The sequence below is a fragment of the Ruegeria sp. CE9 genome, from assembly GCF_056537425.1.
Window position 1 is genome coordinate 13,445 of sequence record NZ_JBQFRO010000001.1, and the last position, 20,394, is coordinate 33,838.

At 57.4% G+C, this 20,394-nt stretch carries 21 protein-coding genes; 7 read left to right on the plus strand and 14 right to left on the minus strand.

Features of this window, described 5'->3' with window-relative positions:
* Window positions 1-2: 2 nt before the first annotated feature.
* Window positions 3-1,016 carry a hypothetical protein gene (locus tag ACR0B3_RS00060; protein WP_480807330.1) on the minus strand — a complete coding sequence of 338 codons (1,014 nt, stop codon included), beginning with the start codon at window positions 1,014-1,016 and terminating at the stop codon, window positions 3-5.
* A gap of 148 nt (window positions 1,017-1,164) precedes the next feature.
* Between ACR0B3_RS00060 and ACR0B3_RS00065 the strand changes: the two genes are divergently transcribed.
* Together ACR0B3_RS00065 and ACR0B3_RS00070 are read left to right on the plus strand one after the other, a co-directional pair.
* Window positions 1,165-2,103, plus strand: a complete 939-nt coding sequence (locus tag ACR0B3_RS00065; protein WP_480807331.1) for a DMT family transporter — start codon at window positions 1,165-1,167, stop codon at window positions 2,101-2,103.
* Between the two features lie 219 nt (window positions 2,104-2,322).
* Window positions 2,323-3,099: a Hint domain-containing protein gene (locus ACR0B3_RS00070; protein WP_480807332.1), complete on the plus strand. Its 777-nt coding sequence runs from the start codon at window positions 2,323-2,325 to the stop codon at window positions 3,097-3,099.
* 53 nt (window positions 3,100-3,152) lie between these two features.
* On the opposite strand, the gene ACR0B3_RS00075 is transcribed toward ACR0B3_RS00070, so the two are convergent.
* From ACR0B3_RS00075 to ACR0B3_RS00110, 8 genes are all read right to left on the minus strand, one after another.
* Window positions 3,153-5,354: a 3-hydroxyacyl-CoA dehydrogenase NAD-binding domain-containing protein gene (locus ACR0B3_RS00075; protein WP_480807333.1), complete on the minus strand. Its 2,202-nt coding sequence runs from the start codon at window positions 5,352-5,354 to the stop codon at window positions 3,153-3,155.
* A complete protein-coding gene (locus ACR0B3_RS00080; protein ID WP_480807334.1) occupies window positions 5,347-5,835 on the minus strand; it encodes a cupin domain-containing protein in 489 nt (162 codons plus the stop codon). The genes ACR0B3_RS00075 and ACR0B3_RS00080 overlap by 8 nt, the downstream gene beginning before the upstream one ends.
* On the minus strand, window positions 5,835-7,046 hold the full coding sequence (locus tag ACR0B3_RS00085; RefSeq protein WP_480807335.1) for an acetyl-CoA C-acetyltransferase: 1,212 nt from the start codon (window positions 7,044-7,046) through the stop codon (window positions 5,835-5,837). The genes ACR0B3_RS00080 and ACR0B3_RS00085 overlap by 1 nt, the downstream gene beginning before the upstream one ends.
* Before the next feature lie 12 nt (window positions 7,047-7,058).
* Window positions 7,059-7,697: a glutathione S-transferase family protein gene (locus ACR0B3_RS00090; RefSeq protein ID WP_480807336.1), complete on the minus strand. Its 639-nt coding sequence runs from the start codon at window positions 7,695-7,697 to the stop codon at window positions 7,059-7,061.
* 66 nt (window positions 7,698-7,763) lie between these two features.
* Window positions 7,764-7,976, minus strand: a complete 213-nt coding sequence (locus ACR0B3_RS00095; protein WP_010438892.1) for a hypothetical protein — start codon at window positions 7,974-7,976, stop codon at window positions 7,764-7,766.
* Between the two features lie 53 nt (window positions 7,977-8,029).
* Window positions 8,030-9,811, minus strand: coding sequence for an acyl-CoA dehydrogenase C-terminal domain-containing protein (locus ACR0B3_RS00100; protein ID WP_480807337.1), 1,782 nt, complete (start codon window positions 9,809-9,811; stop codon window positions 8,030-8,032).
* A gap of 37 nt (window positions 9,812-9,848) precedes the next feature.
* Window positions 9,849-10,250, minus strand: a complete 402-nt coding sequence (locus ACR0B3_RS00105) for a MerR family transcriptional regulator (protein WP_039536426.1) — start codon at window positions 10,248-10,250, stop codon at window positions 9,849-9,851.
* A 173-nt stretch (window positions 10,251-10,423) separates the two neighbouring features.
* Complete coding sequence (locus tag ACR0B3_RS00110; RefSeq protein WP_480807338.1) at window positions 10,424-10,792, minus strand: MerR family transcriptional regulator; 369 nt, start codon at window positions 10,790-10,792, stop codon at window positions 10,424-10,426.
* A gap of 117 nt (window positions 10,793-10,909) precedes the next feature.
* Between ACR0B3_RS00110 and ACR0B3_RS00115 the strand changes: the two genes are divergently transcribed.
* Genes ACR0B3_RS00115 through ACR0B3_RS00125 form a run of 3 tightly spaced genes read left to right on the plus strand, consistent with a single transcriptional unit; the run spans window position 10,910 to window position 13,165 of the window.
* A complete protein-coding gene (locus tag ACR0B3_RS00115; protein ID WP_170683165.1) occupies window positions 10,910-11,329 on the plus strand; it encodes a PaaI family thioesterase in 420 nt (139 codons plus the stop codon).
* Window position 11,330: 1 nt separating this feature from the next.
* A complete protein-coding gene (locus ACR0B3_RS00120; RefSeq protein ID WP_170683164.1) occupies window positions 11,331-11,846 on the plus strand; it encodes a PaaI family thioesterase in 516 nt (171 codons plus the stop codon).
* Between the two features lie 2 nt (window positions 11,847-11,848).
* Window positions 11,849-13,165 (plus strand): MATE family efflux transporter, encoded by a 1,317-nt coding sequence (locus ACR0B3_RS00125; protein ID WP_480807339.1) that lies wholly within the window; start codon window positions 11,849-11,851, stop codon window positions 13,163-13,165.
* Here the strand turns inward: ACR0B3_RS00125 and arsC are convergent.
* From arsC to ACR0B3_RS00145, 4 genes are read right to left on the minus strand one after another with little or no spacing between them, the layout of a single operon-like run.
* Window positions 13,162-13,503 (minus strand): arsenate reductase (glutaredoxin), encoded by a 342-nt coding sequence (arsC, locus tag ACR0B3_RS00130; protein WP_480807340.1) that lies wholly within the window; start codon window positions 13,501-13,503, stop codon window positions 13,162-13,164. The genes ACR0B3_RS00125 and arsC overlap by 4 nt on opposite strands.
* A complete protein-coding gene (locus ACR0B3_RS00135) occupies window positions 13,500-14,558 on the minus strand; it encodes a quinone-dependent dihydroorotate dehydrogenase (RefSeq protein WP_480807341.1) in 1,059 nt (352 codons plus the stop codon). Before ACR0B3_RS00135 ends, arsC begins: the two co-directional genes overlap by 4 nt.
* Window positions 14,555-14,986, minus strand: coding sequence for a DUF1330 domain-containing protein (locus ACR0B3_RS00140; RefSeq protein ID WP_480807342.1), 432 nt, complete (start codon window positions 14,984-14,986; stop codon window positions 14,555-14,557). The genes ACR0B3_RS00135 and ACR0B3_RS00140 overlap by 4 nt, the downstream gene beginning before the upstream one ends.
* Window positions 14,983-15,321, minus strand: a complete 339-nt coding sequence (locus ACR0B3_RS00145; protein WP_480807998.1) for a DUF952 domain-containing protein — start codon at window positions 15,319-15,321, stop codon at window positions 14,983-14,985. The genes ACR0B3_RS00140 and ACR0B3_RS00145 overlap by 4 nt, the downstream gene beginning before the upstream one ends.
* Before the next feature lie 108 nt (window positions 15,322-15,429).
* On the opposite strand from ACR0B3_RS00145, the gene ACR0B3_RS00150 reads away from it, so the two are divergent.
* Together ACR0B3_RS00150 and mnmH are read left to right on the plus strand one after the other, a co-directional pair.
* The gene (locus ACR0B3_RS00150; RefSeq protein ID WP_480807343.1) at window positions 15,430-17,013 is read left to right on the plus strand and encodes a bifunctional metallophosphatase/5'-nucleotidase; all 1,584 of its coding nucleotides are present in this window, start codon (window positions 15,430-15,432) and stop codon (window positions 17,011-17,013) included.
* A gap of 177 nt (window positions 17,014-17,190) precedes the next feature.
* On the plus strand, window positions 17,191-18,243 hold the full coding sequence (gene mnmH / locus ACR0B3_RS00155; protein ID WP_480807344.1) for a tRNA 2-selenouridine(34) synthase MnmH: 1,053 nt from the start codon (window positions 17,191-17,193) through the stop codon (window positions 18,241-18,243).
* Here mnmH and selD read toward each other — a convergent pair.
* Entirely contained in the window at window positions 18,234-20,393 is a 2,160-nt protein-coding gene (gene selD, locus ACR0B3_RS00160; protein WP_480807345.1) for a selenide, water dikinase SelD, read from the minus strand. The genes mnmH and selD overlap by 10 nt on opposite strands.
* Window position 20,394: the final 1 nt, after the last annotated feature.

Sequence of the window (20,394 nt, forward strand, 5' to 3'; positions counted from 1 at the left end):
CGCTATTGTCCGCAGATATTCTGCAGCCGGACCCAATCGCGGTCCGGTAATACCTGCTCTAGCGTGCGCCCTGCCATCGGGTCGGCTTCGATCAATCCCAGAACAGACTCGCCCGTGATATCAAGCGCATAAGCGTAAGGTGTCGAGGGCAGCGCCGCCTGCGCAAAGATCGCCAACAGGACGTCATCGCTTAGTTCTGGCGGTCGGGTGGCCAGGACCAGTTCGGTATAGGTATCCACGATCTCGAGCGTCAATTCCCCGGTGGTCAACAATCGAAAGGCGGCACTTGGGCCTGTCCGATCCAACAAATCGTCCAACGGTGCCTGCTGCGTTGCGCGTGCGCGCGCAGCGATCACATATCCTGCTGCAACGGCAGGATCTTCGTAATCCTCGACCAAGGCGCGATTCAACAAGACGGTTCCACCCGGCAGGCTCAGGCTGTCTGGCAGTCCGGCCGGTAGGATCACGATTTGCCGAACACCTGTGCGGCGCGCGAGCCGATCCAATGACTCCTGCGCGTCAGGTGATGAACAAGCCTTGCCTGAGACCCGCTCGATCCGCTGGAGTATTGCATCGCCAATCTCTTGTCGCTTGACCTCTGGCACCACAGAAACAACGTGGCGCTGCAATGCGCTGGGCAGCCAGAGCAAAAGAACCGCCAAAACCGCAAGTACGACCCCTGCAACGCTGAGCCAGCGCAGGCGACCCGGATGCGGTCTGGCGCGTTCGATCGCGCGCTGCAGCCGGTCAATCGCTTCGATCATCGTGGTCTCAGATTCCGCAAGCTCCAGCGTTTCGCCTGGATCACCGTCCGGATTGAACACAGCTGGGTAGGATCCGGGGTTTTGCCTCTCTAACGCCGCCAGCGACCAGTGGGTAAGCGCGCTATCGTTGAAATCCGAGATAGTCAGCGTAGCTTCACCAATTGAAACCACAACCTCGCGCCGCTGCTCATCGGGCGAAGGGCGCCACAGACCGGTGGCCTCAATCCGCTGGTACTGTTTCAGTGCGGTCATCGGGTAATGCTGCTCGAATATTATTTTGTCCCAAGCTTAGCATGGCGAAAAGCTGCGGCGCAAACCTGTTGCGCTTGGATTATGAATTGTGCTGAGTGGGCCGGGCCAAGAGTATCTCGGCGCGTGTATTTCGAAGGCAGAGGCGCGAATGCAGTCACAACCACAAACCCAGTCGGTGATGGCGTCTTTGCTGATGGTGGCGTCGATGGCCATTATCGGGGTCATCGACAATTTTGTGATCCGCGTGGCAGAAAGCATCGGGCTCTGGCAGTTTCACCTGAGTCGCTCTTTGCTGATGCTGCCACTGATCGTGGTACTTTCGATTTTGGGCCTTGGGACGCTCGGGCCGCAACGGTATGGCATCGTGGCCGTGCGCAGCGTTCTGATCACTCTGGCGATGCTTTTCTATTTCAGTGCGTTGGCATTGATGCCGATTGCGCAGGCGCTGGCAGGATTGTTTACATCGCCGATCTTTGTGCTGCTGATCTCGGCCCTATTACTGAAACAACGCATCGGGCCTTGGCGGATTACTGCTGTCATTCTGGGCTTTTCGGGAATTCTCTGTGTTCTCCAACCAGACCCGACAGCGTTTGACCTCAAGACACTACTGCCGGTCGCTGGCGGTTTCTTCTATGCGCTCAGCGCGGTGGTAACCCGCACACACTGCGCCAATGAAAGCACCGTTGCGCTGCTGGCGGCGATGGTTGTCACGCTGGGGATTGCAGGGGCGATTGGATTGATCTGGTTGGCCCTCTTCCCGATTGGCGCACCAGACGGGCCCGATGGTTTCGCAATGCGCGGTTTGGTCTGGCCGATGCAAGAAGCGTTGCCTTGGGTTGCGGTACAGGCGGTGGGCTCGACGATCGCCGTATTCATGCTGATCAAGGCGTATCAATTGGGTGAGCCATCTTACGTCGCCGTCTTCGAATACTCGGTCATGATCTTTGGGCCACTCTTTGCTTGGATCGTATTTGCGCAGACCTTGGGGCCGATGCAGATCATCGGAATAGGCATGATCGCATCGGCCGGAGCGCTTTTGGGTTGGCGTGAAAGCCGAGTGAGCCGGGTGCCGCATACCGCAGAATGATCTCGGCGTAGATTCGTAGCCTTATTCCGATCATTCGGTGCATTATCGTTTCCGGTTTGTGGCAAAAGCGCCGAATAAATATAGCTTTGTTTGCCGATATTCGCTGTTTTGAAGCGAAATAGGGCGAAATTGGCCCTAAATGTGGCAGAACTAAGTCTTCCTGAGGCACAACATTAAGACCTTCTGAGTTGTTTGAAGGTGCCAACAGGGGGAAGGCACGTGTTAGAGTTAGTGAGTGTTTCGGGGTATTCGAAACGTGACGTCGAAGGCCCGCAGGGCTTTGCAGGAATGACTGCGTCAGCGCGGCGTGGGGGATTGCTGCACGGTACAAAAGTATCCACAACAGGGGGCTGGAAGCGGGTCGAAAGACTGGTTGCAGGTGATCTGGTGCGAACACTGGATCACGGGTTCCAAGAATTAAGGCGCGTATGTGTGGACCGAATCGTGGTGCCGGGAGACGAACGCAGGTCCGAGCATCTGCCGGTTTTGGTTCCGTCTCGTGCAGCATATAACGCGCGTCCTGTCTGGCTAATGCCAGAACAGGGGATGGCGTTGGACCAAGGCAAACTGGGTGTTGGCATCGAGGGGACATCTATCATCCCCGCGCGAATGCTAAGCGGGATAGGGCGTCTGGAATCCAGCACACCCGCGCAATCATTCGATGTCACGTCTTTGTTCTTTGACGAGGATGAACTGGTCTTCATCGAAGGCGGCTTTCAAACATATTGCCCATCTGGCCGAATGAATGTCGGGTCCAGCCGGAATTCAGAATTATATCAAGTCGCAGATGCCGAACACGCCGATCTGCTGATCGAGGCTGTTGCCACCAAAGGGGATATCTCGGCTTTGGCCAATCCGTTGGCCGCCTTGCCTGCGCCAATTCCGCAAGAGCCGATCTTTCCAATCCGACCTGCGATAGGGGTGCGTCGACCGGGGCGTCCGGGGCGGCCTACCATGCCTGCGTTGTTTTTGCGGCCGGAATGGCAGTTACACTAACAATCTAAATAGCAGACGCAGGCGCATGAATTCATGCGCCTGCTTTGTTCTGTTCAGGCGGCCTGTGCTTCGGGATTGAAGCGGCCATAGAAACTCTGACCCTTTTCAGCCATCTCACGCAGCAGTGGCGGGCAGGTGAAGCGCTCGCCATAGGCCTCGGTCAGTTGGTCGCAACGTTCGGCGGCGTAGGGCGTGCCGATGATATCCAGCCAGCTGAGCGGGCCACCGGACCAAGGGGCAAAACCCCAACCTAGGATTGCACCCACATCGCCTTCGCGGATGTCTTCCAGAACACCTTCTTCCAACGCACGAACTGCTTCCAGGACTTGTGCGAACATCAGACGTTCCTGCACTTCGATCAGATCCGGCTGGTCTTTGGCGTGCGGGTATTTATCCTGCAAGCCTTTCCAGTATTCGGTGCGCTTGCCCTTGTCGTCATAGTCAAAGAACCCGGCATTGGCCTTGCGGCCCAGACGGCCCTCGGCTTCCATCCAGAAGATCAGGTCATCTGCAGGGCTTTCAGGATAGGCATCACCCATCGCAGCCTTGGTGGCGCGGGCAATCTTGGCCCCCAGATCAATCGAAGTCTCGTCGTTCAATTGGATCGGACCCACCGGGAAGCCCAACTGGCGCGCGGCATTGTCGATCAGCACGGGGCTGACGCCTTCGGTGATCATCCGCAAACCTTCATTGATGTATGGGATGATGCAGCGGTTGGCGTAGAAGAAGCGCGCGTCGTTCACTACAATCGGCGTCTTCTTGATCTGGCGCACATAGTCCAGAGCCTTGGCCACCGCACGATCTCCGGTTTCCTTGCCCTTGATGATTTCGACCAGGAACATTTTCTCAACTGGTGAGAAGAAGTGGATGCCGATGAACTGCTCGGGCCGTACACTTGCCATAGCCAGATCGGAAATCGGCAGGGTCGAGGTGTTCGAGGCAAAGATGCAATCCTCTGGGATGATCGCCTCGACCCGTCTGGTCATCTCGGCCTTCACACCCGGGTCTTCGAATACCGCTTCGATGATCAGATCGCAGCCTTTGAGGTGATCCAGATCGGGGGTCGCCGTGATCTCGCCCAGCATGGCCTCTTTCTTCTCGGCCGTGACCTTGCCGCGTTTGATGCCTTTTTCCAGATAGGCCTCGGAATAGGCTTTGCCCTTGTCAGCTGCCTCTTGATCACGGTCGATCAGCACAACTTCCATCCCGGCCTGAGCCGAGACCAGAGCGATACCAGCCCCCATCATACCTGCGCCCAGAACGCCGACCTTCTTGACCCGCTGATCGGGCACATCCTTGGGCCGCACCGCGCCTTTTTCCAACGCTTCCTTGTTCAGGAACAGCGACCGGATCATGGCTGACGAGGACGGGTTCATCAGAACATTGGTGAACCAGCGTGCCTCGATCTTCAGCGAAGTGTCGAAATCGACAAGAGCACCTTCGTAGATTGAGCTCAGCAAAGCCTTGGCTGCAGGGAAGGCACCCTGGGTCTTGCCGTTCACCATCGCGCTGGCACCGACGAATGTCATGAACCCTGCGGGGTGATACGGCGCGCCGCCGGGCATTTTATAACCCTTGGCGTCCCACGGTTTAACAAGATCAGCATCCTTGGCATTTAGAACCCAGTCCTTGGCCGCAGCAACCGGATCATCCGCAATGTCGTCGATCAGCTGCGCGCCTTTGGCTTTTTTCGGGTCCATCATCTTGCCTTCCAGCAACACCGGAGCCGCCGCCATTGCACCAACCATACGGCTGTAGCGCATGGTGCCTCCGCCGCCGGGGAAAATGCCCAGCAGAATCTCGGGCAGGCCGATCTTGGCCTTGGCGTTCGAGGTCATCACACGGTGATGGCAGGCCAATGCAAGCTCGGTCCCGATCCCGGCGCAGGTGCCGTTGATGGCGCAGGCCACTGGCTTGCCGCCTTTCTTGGACTTGGGGTCCATGCCTGCCAGTTCCAGCCGGCGCAGGATGTTGTGGCCGGTCATGACGAAATCGAACAGTGCCTGCGCGGGTTGGTCGCCAGCTTCCTGACGGATCGTTGCAAGTGTGCTCAGATCCATGCCGCCCGCGAATGAGCCTTCCTTGCCGCTGGTGATGACGATGCCCTTGATCTCGTCATCCGCAAGCGCTTGGTCGATCAATTCGCCAACCAGAGTCAGCGCTTCGCGCGACAAAACGTTCATGGATTTGCCCGGAACGTCCCATGTGATGAAGGCAACGCCGTCTGCGTCTTTGCTCAGCGTGAAATCAGTCATTGTCGTCTCCAATCTGGTCAGCCGTCAGCGGGCTGCCATCTTTGCGGGTAAAGCGAAAGTCGTTGCCCTCAAACTTCACCATCATGTCTATGTCGCTGTAATAGCCGGTCTCGGTCGGGGTCCGTGTGCCCACCACTAGAAAGGTCGCGGGCGCATCGGTCTTGTTCACAAGGTGGTGGCCGTTGGCTTCTCCTGCGGGCCAAGCCGCACAGTCACCGGGTAGCATTTCATGCTCGCCATCATCATCGATCAGCACGCATTTACCGCTTAGCATGATCGCAAACTCGTCCTGCTCCATGTGGTAGTGGCGCAGCGAGGACAGGCCATTGGGTTCCAGCCGCACGATATTGACGCCGAACTGGGTCAAACCATTCGGATCACCGAGACGCTGCACATAGCGTTCATCGCATGCGCGCGCCAGTTTTCCAGGATAGCCCGACCCGTTCTGAAAGGGTAGTTTGGACAGATCAATCTTGGGCATCAGACACGCTCGATAATAGTTGCCGCACCCATGCCGGATGCGATGCAGAGTGTGGCCAGACCGGTTTCCTTGTCCTGGCGCTCCAGCTCATCCAGCAGCGTACCGATGATCATCGCACCGGTTGCACCCAGCGGGTGACCCATCGCGATTGAGCCGCCGTTGACGTTGACCAGAGCCGGATCAACATCAAACGCCTGCTGGAACCGCAACACGACCGAGGCGAAGGCTTCGTTAACTTCAAACAGGTCCAGATCGCCAATCTTCATGCCATTGTCGGCCAGAATCTTTTCGGTCACCGGAACCGGACCTGTCAGCATGATGGTCGGGTCGGTGCCGATTTTTGCGGTCGCCTTGATGCGCGCGCGCGGCTTCAGGCCATATTTCTCGCCGAACTCCTTGTTGCCGATCAGCACAGCCGCCGCACCGTCCACAATGCCCGAGCTGTTGCCTGCGTGGTGGATGTGGTTGATCCGTTCAAGATGCGGGTATTTGATCATCGCGACCTTGTCGAATCCCGGCATCTGCTCACCCATCATTGCGAAAGACGGGTTCAGCGCGCCAAGGGACTGCATGTCCGTGCCGGGGCGCATGTACTCGTCGCGATCCAGAATGGTCAGACCGTTTTGATCTTTGATGGTGATCACCGACTTTTCAAACCGGTTGTCTTCCCAGGCCGCAGCAGCGCGTTTCTGAGACTCAACGGCAAGCGCATCAGCATCATCGCGGCTGAACCCATATTCGGTTGCGATAATGTCGGCCGAGATACCTTGCGGCACAAAATAGGTTTCCATCGCCAAAGACGGGTCAACGGCGATCGCCGCACCATCGCTGCCCATGGCCACACGGCCCATCATCTCGACACCGCCTGCGACATAGGCTTCACCCGCGCCGCCTTTGACCTGGTTTGCCGCCAAATTCACGGCCTCCATGCCCGAGGCGCAGAATCGGTTGATCGCCAGACCGGGGATCGATTCATCCAGATCCGAAGCAAGTACTGCCGAACGCGCAAGACAACCACCTTGCTCCATCACCTGCGTGACATTGCCCCAGATCACATCCTCAACGGCGTGGCCTTCCAGATTGTTGCGCTCTTTCATTGCGTTCAGAGTCAGGGCCGACAGACGCACCGAGGTTACCTCGTGCAGGCTGCCATCCTTGCGGCCCTTGCCGCGCGGAGTACGCAGGGCGTCATAGATATAGGCTTCGGTCATGGGGTCTTCTCCTTAAGCTCGATCCGACGGGTTGCCGGGCATCAGGTCGTAGGGGTGTTTCCAACCAGGCTGTTCGCTAAGGCGTGTCAACCAGGCGTCAATGTTGGGCCAGTCAGCACGATCAAAGCCGAATGGTTCGGGGTAATAAAGGTAGCCACAGCAGCTGATATCGGCATTGGTTACGCCGTCGCCGACGATCCAGTTACGGCCTTCAAGATGGCTGTTAAGTGTCTGATAAGCAGCCTTGAGGCGACCCTGATTGAACGCGATGACATCTGGGTTGCGGTGCTTTTCGGGCAAGAAGTTGATCAGGAAACGGGTCAGACCGGCCATCGAGCTAAGCTTGTGGTTGTCCCACAGAACCCATCTGAAAATCTCGTAGTTTTCGTCACGATCTTTGCCGCCGAATTTTCCGGATTTTTCGGTCACATAAGCCTGAATCGCGCCGGACTGACTGGTGCGAAAATCACCGTCCACCATCACGGGGGCTTCACCCATCTCATTCACTTCTGCGCGAAATTCAGGGGTGCGCGTCACACCCCCGAAGAAATCAACAAAGACCGGCTCCCAGTCCAGACCGGACATTTCCAACGCAAGCGCGGCTTTGTAGCTGTTTCCGCTTTCACCAAAGCAATGCAGTTGAATGGTCATGAACGCGCCCCTCCCAAGGCATAAAGATATGTTTTCTGTGCTACCTTCAGTGGCCAGCACGAAGTTTTAACGTTTTCGAGCTTCCAGCTCTGAATTAAATATGCGCAGCCTATGCGTCAGGTTTTCGTGATCGATCACGCTGTTGAAGTTCTCAAAAAGGAACGACAAGGCCTCACCTTCATCCAATCCCGCCTCTCGTGCGAAACCGCGGAGCTTACGATAGCCGTCCTCAGTCATCGCGACCGGAAATCGGCGGGTCAGGCGAAAGCGTTTTGGCATCTTGTCTCCTCCGTTGGTGGGCTCGGGTTGCTTTAACCGAGCCCACACTGAGATCAGAAGTCCGCCGCGTCCAGTGCCATTACCGTGTCTGCTCCGGTCTGGATGCGGGCCAGATGCATGGCTGTCGCGGGCAGGCGGCGGGCCATATAGAAGCGACCGGTATTGATCTTGGTCTCGTAGAAGTCTTTGTCCGAGGCACCGCCGTCCAGCGCGTCCTGAGCGGCCTTTGCCATCTGCGCCCACATCAGGCCCAGGCAGACATGGCCGAACATGTGCATGAAGTCGTATGACCCGGACAGAGCGTTGTTTGGATTCTTCATACCTTCCTGCATGAAATACATGCCGGCGGCCTGCAGGTCCTTGGAAGCGGCCTTCAGTGGTTCGATGAAGGCTTTATCATAAGCTTCGTCCTTGCCACCGTTCTCCTTGCAGAAGCTTTTGACCATCTCGAAGAAGGCCATGACATGCTTGCCGCCGTCCTGGGCCAGCTTCCGACCCACGAGGTCCAGCGCCTGAACGCCGTTCGCGCCTTCGTAGATCATCGCGATGCGGGCGTCGCGGGTGTATTGCGACATGCCCCATTCTTCAATGTAGCCATGGCCGCCATAGACTTGCTGCGCCTGAACAGTCATGTCGTAGCCTTCGTCAGTCAGGAAGCCTTTGATGACTGGCGTCAGCAGTGAGATCAGCCCGTCCGCGTCTTTGTCTCCCGAGCGGTGCGCCTTGTCGATCATGGTCGCGCCCCACAGGATGAACGCACGCGCACCCTCGGTGAAGCTTTTCTGATCCATCAGGTTGCGGCGAATGTCGGGGTGTACGATCAGCGGATCGGCAGGGCCGTCCGGGTTTTTTACGCCTGTTACATCGCGGCCTTGCAGGCGATCTTTTGCGTATTCCAAGGCGTTTTGATAGGCCGCTTCGGCCTGAGACAGGCCTTGCATGCCCACACCTAGACGCGCTTCGTTCATCATGGTGAACATGGCGCGCATACCTTTGTGCTCTTCGCCCAGCAGCCAGCCGGTTGCCTCGTCATAATTCATGACGCAGGTCGAGTTGCCGTGGATGCCCATCTTCTCTTCGATTTTGCCGACCGAAACACCGTTACGCTCGCCCAGCGAACCGTCTTCGTTCACGATGAATTTGGGCACGATGAATAGCGATACGCCCTTGATACCCTCGGGGCCGCCAGGGATTTTGGCCAGCACCAAATGGATGATGTTGTCGGCCATGTCGTGATCGCCAGCCGAGATAAAGATCTTCTGACCGGAAATCTTGTAGCTGCCGTCGCCCTGCGGTTCGGCTTTGGTACGCATAAGCCCCAGATCGGTGCCGCAATGTGGTTCCGTCAGGTTCATGGTACCGGTCCATTCACAGCTGACCATATTGGGCAGGTACTTGTTCTTCTGCTCGTCGGTACCGTGCGCCAGAATGGCTGAAGCTGCGCCGTGGGTCAGGCCCTGATACATCACAAACGCCTGGTTCGCGCCCGAGAACATCTCACCCACCGCTGTGCCCATCACGTAGGGCATGTTCTGGCCGCCATACTCTTCCGGCATGTCGAGACCTGTCCAGCCACCTTCCTTCATCTGCTCGAAGGCGTCTTTGAAGCCAGTAGGGGTGTACACAATCCCGTTTTCCAACCGGCACCCTTCGGTGTCGCCGACCACGTTCAGCGGGTGCAATACGTTCGAGGCAACCTTGCCGGCCTCTTCCAGAACCGCGCCGGTAAATTCGGCTTCCAGCTCGTCATAGCCGGGGATATCCGACTGCGAGACTTTCAGAACGTCGTGCAGGATGAACTGCGTGTCTTTGGTTGGCGCGTTGTAGACGGGCATGTGAAGCTCCCTTAATTCATATGTCCGAAAGGCGGGTTTATTCAGCCGCCTTCTTTTCCTGTTTCATCGAGGCGATAACCTTCTCGCCCCAGCGCAACTGCTCTTTCAACTCGTCGATGGCCTGTGTCAGCTCTTCGCGGCGCGATTCCATGTCAGCAAGGCGCTCGCACGCGATTTCATAGGTGCGGGACATCTGTGTCAGCTGCTGGTCACCCACGTGATACAGGTCCAGAAGCTGGCGGATTTCTTCGAGGCTGAAGCCAAAGCGCTTGCCGCGCAGGATCAGCTTCAGGCGTGCACGATCCCGTTTGGTGAACAGGCGCTTTTGGCCCTCGCGAATTGGAAACAAAAGCTCTTTGGCCTCGTAGAACCGCAATGTGCGGGGCGTGACATCATATGTCTCGCACATTTCGCGGATGGTCAGCAGATCTTCGGTCATGGTTCAAACTCTCATCACTGGCGTCATGCAACCTGAGTTGCGCAGTCGATGAGCGTTTTACAACACACAAGTGACGTTTACGTAATGCGGACGCTGCGTCACAAATAAGTTGACGTAACATCCGGTCGCGTAAACAGGGGTTTCGGCAATTTTGTTGCCGTAAGGGAAGGGGGCTATTTCAGCAATTCGACAGTCTGATCGCGCAATTGCTGCAACGCATCCATCGCCTCATCCAACTGCGCGCGTTGCTGACGTAGCTCTTCCATTTGTCGATCTGCCATCTCGATGAAGGTCGCCATCTGGGCCTGATTGCCTTGATCCTCGTATATCAACAGCCACTGGCGAATCTCTTCCAGAGGAAATCCAAACTTGCGACCCCGCATGATCAGCTTCATCCGGGCGCATTCTCGAGGCCCGTAAAACCGCGACCTGCCTTCGCGGTCAGGCTGCAGCAATTCAATGTATTCATAATAGCGCAAGGTGCGCGGGGTTACATCAAACTCGGCGCACATCTCTTTGAATGACAAACGGGTGTCGGACATTCCGGGTCTCCTCGGCTGCAACCTAGGGCGTCGTCGCGGCAAGCGCAACAGGCAGGCTTGCCCTTGGCACAAACGCGGGCCCATAAAGGGGCAGGTACAAAGACAGGACCCAACCCCATGGTTGATAAGACAGTTTTAGCACGGCAATTCATCGAGGCGATTCCGCATGCGAAAGCTCTGGGGCTGGAACTGACCCAAATCGGAGAAGGTGAGGCTGAAATCTCGATGCCCTACAATGAGCAGCTGATTGGTGACCCCAGAACCGGAGTGATCCATGGCGGCGCGGTTTCGGCGATGCTTGATACCTGCTGTGGTGCTGCGGTGATGAGCCATCCCTCGGCACCCGGCGCCACGGCGACCATCGATCTGCGCATTGATTACATGCGCGCTGCGACGCCGGGGCAAAGCATCCGGACCCGCGCGACCTGCTATCACATCACGCGCAACGTGGCCTTTGTTCGTGCTACGGCGACGGATGATGACAGCGATCGGCCTGTTGCGACCGCCTCGGGCGCATTCACCGTGGAGGGGAGCTGAGATGGCACGACCTCGTCCTGAGCCTATGCAGATTGTCAAACAACGCCGCGATGCCGCTTTGACTGCGTTAGTTGAAGGAGTGCCGTATATTCGGTTCCTCAACATCACGTTCGACCGGCGTGGGGATGAGCTGACTGGGGTTCTGAATTTCGATGAAAAGCTGATCGGCAACCCCTTCCTTCCCGCCATCCACGGAGGCGTGACAGCAGCTTTTCTGGAAGTCACAGCCGTCATCACGCTGAGCTGGGAGCATATGTTTCCAAGAATCGAAAGCGGAGAGATCGGTGCTGAAGATATTTTGACCGACGAGAGTATCCGTTTCCCCAAGACAATCGATTTTACCGTCGATTACCTGCGCTCGGGCTTGCCACGCGACGCATATGCGCGCGCATTCATCAACCGCTCGGGTCGGCGCTATGCCTCGGTCCGGGTTGAGGCCTGGCAAGACAATCACGCCAAACTGTTTGCGCAGGGCACCGGACATTTCCTGATGCCGCAACCTCCGGTCATGGCGTGAGGGTGGAGGACGCCAACGCGCCCATAACGCATCGGCGCGTTCTGAAGATCGCTGTACCGATCGTGTTGTCGAACGCCACCGTGCCGATCCTTGGGGCAGTCGATACCGGAGTCGTTGGCCAGATGGGGCAGGCAGCCCCCATCGGAGCGGTGGGGATGGGTGCGGTGATCCTGTCGGCGATCTATTGGATTTTTGGCTTTCTGCGGATGGGAACTACCGGGCTGGCCGCTCAGGCACGTGGCGCGGGTGATACGGCTGAAACCGGGGCCTTGCTGATGCGAGGATTGCTTTTGGGCGGATCAGCGGGCCTGATCTTTATCGCAACGCAAGTCTGGGTGTTTCTTGGGGCCTTTGCGCTTTCGCCAGCCAGCGCCGAAGTCGAGTCGTTGACTCGCGCCTATTTGGAAATTCGTATCTGGGGTGCTCCGGCCACAATTGCCCTTTATGCGGTGACGGGATGGCTGATTGCCGTCGAACGCACACGCGGTGTGTTCGTTCTGCAAATCTGGATGAACGGGCTGAATATCGTATTGGATCTTTGGTTTGTGCTGGGTCTTGGATGGGGCGTCGAAGGCGTCGCCATCGCGACTCTGATCGCCGAATGGACGGGCCTAGCGTTGGGTCTTTGGCTTTGCAGCGACGCGTTTGGAGGCAAACAATGGCGGGACTGGCCGCGAATTTTTGATCCAACACGTTTGCGTCGGATGATGCAGGTAAACGGGGATATCATGGTACGTTCGGTCCTGCTGACAGGGGCCTTCACTACGTTTCTGTTTGTAGGGTCTGATCTGGGTGACGTGAATTTGGCGGCCAATCAGGTGCTTTTGCAGTTTTTGGAAATCACAGCCTTTGCATTGGATGGTTTCGCATTTTCCGCCGAGGCGCTGGTTGGCGGTGCCGTTGGTGCGCGGGATCGGCAAAAGGTCAGACGCGCGTCGGTGATGGCTTCGCAATGGGGCGTAGGTGGGGCGGTCGGGCTTGGGCTCGTGTTCTATCTGGCCGGTCCAGCGCTGATTGACCTGATGTCAACATCACCCGAGGTGCGCATGACTGCGCGAGAATACTTATTTTGGGCTGCGTTGGCCCCGGTTATCGGGGTCGCAAGCTGGATGTTCGACGGTATTTACATCGGCGCGACCTGGACGCGGGCTATGCGCAACGCGATGATCCAGTCGGTCGCGATCTATGTGGTGGCTCTGTTCTTGCTGGTGCCGAGCATGGGTAATCACGGCCTTTGGGCCGCGCTGATGGTGCTGAACATAACGCGCGGTGTCACGCTGGGCTGGCGCTATCCAAAACTCGAGGCGCAGGTCGTTTAAAGTAAATCCAGCAGGTTTTCCGGCGGGCGCCCGATCGCTGCTTTGTCGCCTGCGATGGCCAAGGGACGTTCGATCAGAATTGGGTGATCGGCCATGGCCTGGATCAGTACCTCATCGGGTGATGTTTTGGTCAGACCCAACTCTTTGAACGTCTTCTCACCCGTCCGCATCATAGCGATCGCCGGAGTACCCAGCTTGGCCAGCAACGAGCGGATTTCAGCAGCCTTAGGCGCATCTTCGAGATATTTGCGAATATCAGGCTGAACGCCGTTTTCCTGCAGCAACGCCAGCCCGGTACGGGATTTGGAGCAGCGTGGATTGTGCCAGTACTCGATCATAACCAGTCCTCTCTTTTGCTGCCCACAGCTTCCGCAACCGAAGCGAAACCATCTCGCGCCAACAATGCGTCCAGACCTGTCGGGATTTCGGCGGCAAGTGAAATGCCGCCATAGACCATCGCCGTGTAGAACTGCACTGCCGAAGCGCCGGCGCAGATTTTGGCATAGGCTTGTTCGGCAGTGCTGACGCCGCCAACCCCGATCAATGGGATGTCTCCGCCGATCAACTGGCTTAGCTGTGCCAGCACTCGGGTTGATTTCTCGAACAATGGCGCTCCGGATAAACCGCCGGCCTGATCCTTGTACGCGCTGTCCAATCCATCGCGGGACAGGGTGGTGTTCGTCGCTATCACTCCGTCCACGCCGGTTTCGCGGGCGACTTCGGCGATGTCCTGCAATTCAGTGTCAGTCAGGTCCGGAGCGATCTTCAGAAAGATCGGGATTGGACGGGGCACGGCATTTCGGGTTTCGATCACACCGTTTAGCAATGCGCGTAACGCCGCTTTGCCTTGCAGGTCACGCAGCTTTTCGGTGTTGGGTGATGAGACATTGACCGTGGCAAAATCCAAATGCGCAGCACAATGGGCGAGCACTTTGGCAAAATCTCCGGGCCGGTCGTCACTGTCTTTGTTTGCGCCAAGGTTCAACCCGATCACCGCGTCCTTGGGGCGATGGGCGAGACGCCCGGCCATGACCTCCATCCCTTCGTTGTTGAACCCGAAGCGGTTGATCGCAGCGCGATCTTCGGTCAGGCGAAACAGGCGCGGCTTTGGATTGCCGGGCTGCGGGCGGGGGGTGACGGCACCGACTTCGATGAACCCAAACCCCGCGCGCGAGAGCGGGCCCAAGGCCTCACCGTTCTTGTCGAACCCTGCAGCGAGGCCAACAGGGTTGGGCAAATCCAGACCCGCGATCTGGGTTTTCAACCGATCCGATGTGACCGGCCCCGGTGTCGGGGCAAGGCCCGCGGTCAGAGCCTTGATCGAAAGCCCATGTGCGGTTTCAGGGTCAAGGCGGTGCAATGCGGCCAGCGCCAGTTTCTCGGTCAGTTTCATCCGAAGGAATCCCCACCTTCTGTTGGCGCGCAGCGGATCAAGCGCGAGGTTTCAACGGCGGCCTGCCGGTGAATGACCGCAGCGCGATAGAGTGGGTCAGTCACCATTTCCAGGAATGCGTTAGCGGTGGGATAGCGGGCAATGAACACTTCATCCCAAGCTTCATCCTGCGGACCGATCAGGGTTGTCTGAAATGTACCGCGCCAGAGAATCGATGCACCGATACGGGCGACTATGGGTGTGGTCTCGGACCCATAGTTTCGATAGGCCTGCGCGCCGGTAAGTCCGGCATCGGCCAATGGGTGATCGAAAGGATACTGAGCCGCTCTACGAAACTTCACCAGATTGAGCATCTCGATCGGATGGTCCCGGTCGAGGGTCTTGAACGCTTCAAACTGGTCACGCTCGGGATCGACGTAGCTGGTCATTTCATCTCCGCCGGGAACAGGTGGACCGTCCCATCAAAGGGCAGATCCTGAGACCAGAGCACGTCAGACATGCGAATCTGCCGGTAGAGATGAGGGAAGAGCGCACCACCACGCGAGACTTCCCATTTCAGGTCATCTCCCATCGCGTCTGCGTCACAAGCCAGCAAGGTAAGCCCTTCGACACCAGCGAAATGTTTGGCGGCTGTCTCGGCTGCTTGTTCGGCGGTTGAGAAGTGGACGAACCCGTCGCTTACATCAATCGGCGCACCGTTCGTGGCACCGTTTGCCTGCAATTCGGCCCATTCATCGGCCCGGAATATCTTGTAAATCAGCATAACGGTCTGATGCCCCGCGCGGACGATGGAATCAAGCCGGATTTCCCCCTTTGACTCTTTGCGATGCACGGCGCACGATCACCGCAATCAACGATAGGGAGTAATAAGATGTTCACCCGTTTTCTTGCCTCAGCAGCCGTATTGGGCCTGACCGCAGGTATGGCCGCTGCCGAATACAAGCTAACGATTCTGCACACCAATGACATTCACAGCCGGATCGAATCGATAAACAAATACGATTCGACCTGTGACGCTGAAGGAGAGGCGGAAGGTAAATGCTTTGGTGGCGTTGCGCGTCTGAAGACCATTGTGGATGCAAAGCGCGGCGAATTGGCTGATGAAAATGTTCTGCTGCTTGATGCAGGCGATCCATTCCAGGGCTCGCTGTTCTACACCACCTACAAGGGTGCCGCCGAAGCTGAGTTCATGGAAGCCATCGGATATGACGCGATGGCAGTTGGCAACCACGAATTTGATGACGGCCCGGCAGGTCTGGCCGCTTTCATCAACGCGGTCAGTTTCCCCGTGGTGTCGGGCAATCTGGATCTGTCATCGTCGGCGGAGCTGAAAGGCAAAGTGGAAAACCACGTTGTGCTGGACGTTGGCGGCCAGAAAGTGGGCATCATCTCGGCACTGGCGACGGATACCGTCGAAACCTCGAGCCCCGGCAAAGATGTCGTCTTTCAGGATGAGATCGAAAGCTTGAAGGCGGATGTTGCGACTCTGCAAGATGAAGGCGTGAACATCATTATCGCGCTTACCCATGTGGGCCTGGCAAAAGATATCGAGATCGCCGAGAAAGTGCCGGGTCTGGATCTCGTGGTTGGCGGCCACTCGCACACGCTGCTGTCGAACACGAATGAGGACGCCGCAGGTGCCTATCCGACAATGGTGGGCGATGTTCCGGTGGTTCAGGCCTATGCGTATTCCAAATACCTGGGTGAAATCATGCTGACATTTGATGATGACGGCAATCTGATTTCGGCAGAGGGTGAGCCGATCCTGCTGGATGCCTCGGTTACGCCAGACGCAGATATCGCAGCGCGTGTCGCTGAAATGGGTGCCCCGATTGAAGAGATGAAACAGCGCGTCGTGGCCAATTCGGGCGCTGCTATCGAAGGCTCTCGCGATATCTGCCGTGTTCAGGAATGCGAGATGGGCAATCTGGTCGCGGACGCGATGCTTGCGCGCGTTGCGGATCAAGGGGCACAGATCGCGATTGCCAACTCGGGCGGGCTGCGTGCCTCGATCGACGAGGGCGAGGTGACTATGGGCGAGGTTCTGACAGTTCTGCCATTCCAGAACACGCTTTCGACCTTTGAGATCAGCGGGCAGGGCGTCATCGATGCGCTTGAAAATGGAGTGAGCCAGGTCGAGGAAGTCAAAGGTCGTTTCCCGCAAGTGGCTGGCATGACATTTACCTGGGACCCCTCGGTTGCCCCGAATGAAGGCCGTATCGTCGAAGTCATGGTTGCCAATGGTGACGGGTTTGAGCCTATCGACCCGGCAGCGACCTATCTTGTCGTCACAAACAACTATGTCCGCAATGGCGGTGACGGTTACAGCGTATTCTCGGGCGATGATAAAAACGCCTATGATTTCGGCCCCGATCTGGCGGATGTCACCGCTGAATACCTTGCCGAACACGCACCATACCAACCCTACGTGGACGGGCGCATCAAACAGAAATGATGCGATCTTGAAAGCAACGAGGCCGCCTTTCGGGGCGGCCTTCTTCATTCAAAGGTAATTACAGATACTACCGGTAGGCATTGGCTTAATGTAGAGACATCACAAGTTGCCACGAGTGAAAACTCATCAAGGTCTATCTGGCTTTTCTTCCAACAACATACACGATAGATCGCTGAAATGGTTCAAAACGTTTCCAGCTTGCCGCAGTTCTACGGCCATGCGTTTGATACGATTATCGACGTGCGCAGCCCGGCCGAGTTCAACGAAGACCACATACCTGGTGCCATCAATCTGCCAGTTCTAAACGATGAAGAACGCGCGCGGGTTGGCACAATCTATGTGCAGGAAAGCCCATTTCTTGCTCGTAAACTGGGTGCCGCGTTGGTATTCCGCAATGCGGCTGACCATATTGAGAAACACCTCAGTCATCATGAGGGCGATTGGAAGCCGCTGGTCTATTGCTGGCGCGGCGGGCAACGGTCAGGCTCGTTTAGCTGGATGCTGCAGCAAATCGGCTGGCGCGCCGAAGTGATTGATGGCGGGTATCGCTCATATCGGCGGCTGGTAAAGCGGTTTTTGTATGATGATGCGCTGCCTTATCAGTTGGTCGCGCTGGATGGCTACACAGGCACCGCCAAAACCGAACTATTGGCGCATTTGCAAGCGCTGGGCGTCCAGGTTCTGGACCTTGAGGGGCTCGCAAATCACCGAGGATCGCTGTTGGGAGAGATGCCGGGTGGTCAACCATGCCAAAAGGCGTTTGAATCAGCGATCGCCGCTGCTTTGAGCGAGTTTGACGTTGCACAGCCGGTCGTCGTTGAGGCGGAATCGTCCAAGATAGGCAGCCTTATCCTGCCACCCAGCCTCTGGTCCGCATTGTGTTCAGCACCCCGCATTCAGATCACCGCACCAATCGATGCGCGCACGACCTACCTGGTCTCTGCATACGACGATATCCTTTCTGACCGTGAACGGCTGCGTGATCGGCTGTCGCATTTGCGGTTTCACCGTGGGCACGAGGTCGTCGATGGTTGGCTGGAATTAATCGACACCGGGGATAAGCCCGGGCTTACAAAAGCATTGATGGAGCAGCACTATGATCCGGCCTACGCTAAATCGCGCAAGGCGCAGCGCGCCGATGTGGTGGCTCATGTTCACGCGCAGTCTCTTGATGACGCTGGGCTTTCAGCGACTGCTACGCGGATCGCGAATGCGTTGGATCAGCTTTGAACGCGTAAGCCAGGAGTTTCGGTGAGCTGACCAATTATGGCCGCCGGATAACCCTCAGCGCGCAGTTCCGAGCACAACCGCTCGGCATCCTCGGGATCAACAGCAGCCAAAAGCCCCCCCGCAGTCTGGGGATCGAACAGCAGGTCTGCTTTGCCTCCGGTTGGAAGGCCCGGAGCGATAGCTCGGTTATCGACGTAAATCGTGGACCGGATGCCCTGATCGCTTAGGTCTTCCGCACCCGTCATGATCGGGATCGAGCTCAGAGACAGCATCGCCCCGCAACCCGACGCCTCGCAGATACCTTGCAGATGGCCTGCCAAACCAAATCCGGTCACATCGGTCATAGCGTGGGCATTGCGTAAGATGCGCGATGCATCGCCCTGCGGCTTTGCCATCTCCTCAATTGCCGCGGCGACCCAAGCCCCTTTGGCCTTTCCCGCCATTTCGGCAGCCATAAGCACGCCGCTTCCCACGGGCTTCGTCAGGATCAGCGCATCGTCGGGTTTCCCACTGCTTAGCGTGATGGGCTCGGCCTCACAAATCCCAGTCAGCGTGAAGCCAATGGTCATTTCATCACCCATCGAGCTATGGCCACCAACGATTTCAGCCCCGGCTTTGTGCATGACGTCGCTGGCGATTTGCATGATCTCGGCCATTGTCCGTTGCTGTAACTCTGCCGACATCCGTGGCAGGATGATTGTCGCCGTCGCAGCCTGAGGCTCTGCGCCCATCGCCCAGATATCGCCAAGCGCGTGAACGGCGGCAATACGCGTCATCAAAGCAGGGTCATCGATGAAACTGCGCAGATGATCCGAGGTCATAACCTGGCGCACGCTACCAGTTTTCAGCAGCGCCGCGTCGTCACCGGGCAGCGGAGTGATGTCCGACCGATCTAATCGCGGCAATTCCTTCAATGCTGCTTGCAAAGCACTTCGGCCAATCTTGGCACCACATCCCCCGCACATTGGCTTTTCCCCAAGTGTCTCTTGCAGACCTGCCGCGTACTGTTGAGGCAATGCAGGGGTGGGCATTGGGGGCAGGTCGCGAAACCGGTTCATGAATTTTTGGTCGATGTGGTTTTTCCATTGCCACATCAGTGGTCCACTGAACGAAGTTCCAAATCGTTCACCCAGAGCGGACTTTCCCCCCAGCGAAATCAGTTTCAGATAGTCCTTCTGCGGCACATAGCGCCGCATTTTCCCGGCCCCAAGCGCTGCACGAAGGTTGTCATAAAGGACAGGCGCTTCGCGCACTGCATAGACCCCGGCTTTGGGGCGTGGGTTATCGGACAGATGAGCACAGTCTCCTGCCGCGAAAATTGCGGGATCGCTCGACTGTAGGTCTGTATTTACTTTGATGAAGCCCTCGTGCAGTTCGACGCCACATTCGGCCAACCAGTCATAGGGCCGCGCACCTGCCGCGCCTGTGATGAAATCGGCCTGTATTTGACCGCCATCATCCAGCTCGATCTGTCCCGCCTCAATTTTCTGGATCGTCGTGTTTTCCAAAACCTCGACACCGAGGCGCTGCATTGCCTGTCGGATGGTGGCGGAGGCCTTTGGGACTGTGGCAGTCAAAACCGTTGAGTTGTCGATCAATGTGACCCGAGCTTTGCGTCCTTTGGACCGCAGGGCATGGGCCATCGCCATTACAAGTTCGACACCAGCAACACCGCCGCCAATCACAGCGACCGAGGCTGGCCCGGTCTCGGCAAGATATTCCTCCCATCGGGCCGCAAAGGGGCCAAGAGGTTTGGCTGGAACCGCGTGTTCGGCAAATCCAGTCACGGCAGGCATATCAGATGTGATCCCGACATTGACCGAGGCCACATCAAACGCCACAGGCGGACGTTCTGGCACGTGGATAAGTCGCTTATCCGGGTCTATCCCGTCGACAGCGCCCAGAATAACGCGCGCACCGGCAAACCGTGCCAATTTGACCAAATCGATATCCAGCTCCCACCGATTGTAGTGCCCGGCGACAAAACCCGGTAGCATCCCGGAATAGGGCGCAGTGGGGCCGGGATTGATCACGGTGACCCGTGCGCCGGGCAAAGGGTTCATACCCCATTTGCGCAGCAGCAGAGCGTGGGTGTGGCCTCCGCCAATCAGAACCAGATCACGGGTCAGGGGCAGCGGAGGTGTGTGCATG

Coding starts and splice junctions, on each gene's coding strand:
- ACR0B3_RS00110 (WP_480807338.1), bottom strand. CDS start 10,792: ATGTCCGACACCCGTTTGTCATTCAAAGAGATGTGCGCCGAGTTTGAT.
- ACR0B3_RS00115 (WP_170683165.1), top strand. CDS start 10,910: ATGGTTGATAAGACAGTTTTAGCACGGCAATTCATCGAGGCGATTCCG.
- ACR0B3_RS00075 (WP_480807333.1), bottom strand. CDS start 5,354: ATGACTGATTTCACGCTGAGCAAAGACGCAGACGGCGTTGCCTTCATC.
- ACR0B3_RS00150 (WP_480807343.1), top strand. CDS start 15,430: ATGTTCACCCGTTTTCTTGCCTCAGCAGCCGTATTGGGCCTGACCGCA.
- ACR0B3_RS00140 (WP_480807342.1), bottom strand. CDS start 14,986: ATGACCAGCTACGTCGATCCCGAGCGTGACCAGTTTGAAGCGTTCAAG.
- ACR0B3_RS00060 (WP_480807330.1), bottom strand. CDS start 1,016: ATGACCGCACTGAAACAGTACCAGCGGATTGAGGCCACCGGTCTGTGG.
- selD (WP_480807345.1), bottom strand. CDS start 20,393: ATGCACACACCTCCGCTGCCCCTGACCCGTGATCTGGTTCTGATTGGC.
- ACR0B3_RS00065 (WP_480807331.1), top strand. CDS start 1,165: ATGCAGTCACAACCACAAACCCAGTCGGTGATGGCGTCTTTGCTGATG.
- ACR0B3_RS00145 (WP_480807998.1), bottom strand. CDS start 15,321: ATGCTGATTTACAAGATATTCCGGGCCGATGAATGGGCCGAATTGCAG.
- ACR0B3_RS00095 (WP_010438892.1), bottom strand. CDS start 7,976: ATGCCAAAACGCTTTCGCCTGACCCGCCGATTTCCGGTCGCGATGACT.
- ACR0B3_RS00105 (WP_039536426.1), bottom strand. CDS start 10,250: ATGACCGAAGATCTGCTGACCATCCGCGAAATGTGCGAGACATATGAT.
- ACR0B3_RS00135 (WP_480807341.1), bottom strand. CDS start 14,558: ATGAAACTGACCGAGAAACTGGCGCTGGCCGCATTGCACCGCCTTGAC.
- ACR0B3_RS00120 (WP_170683164.1), top strand. CDS start 11,331: ATGGCACGACCTCGTCCTGAGCCTATGCAGATTGTCAAACAACGCCGC.
- ACR0B3_RS00090 (WP_480807336.1), bottom strand. CDS start 7,697: ATGACCATTCAACTGCATTGCTTTGGTGAAAGCGGAAACAGCTACAAA.
- ACR0B3_RS00100 (WP_480807337.1), bottom strand. CDS start 9,811: ATGCCCGTCTACAACGCGCCAACCAAAGACACGCAGTTCATCCTGCAC.
- ACR0B3_RS00085 (WP_480807335.1), bottom strand. CDS start 7,046: ATGACCGAAGCCTATATCTATGACGCCCTGCGTACTCCGCGCGGCAAG.
- arsC (WP_480807340.1), bottom strand. CDS start 13,503: ATGATCGAGTACTGGCACAATCCACGCTGCTCCAAATCCCGTACCGGG.
- mnmH (WP_480807344.1), top strand. CDS start 17,191: ATGGTTCAAAACGTTTCCAGCTTGCCGCAGTTCTACGGCCATGCGTTT.
- ACR0B3_RS00080 (WP_480807334.1), bottom strand. CDS start 5,835: ATGCCCAAGATTGATCTGTCCAAACTACCCTTTCAGAACGGGTCGGGC.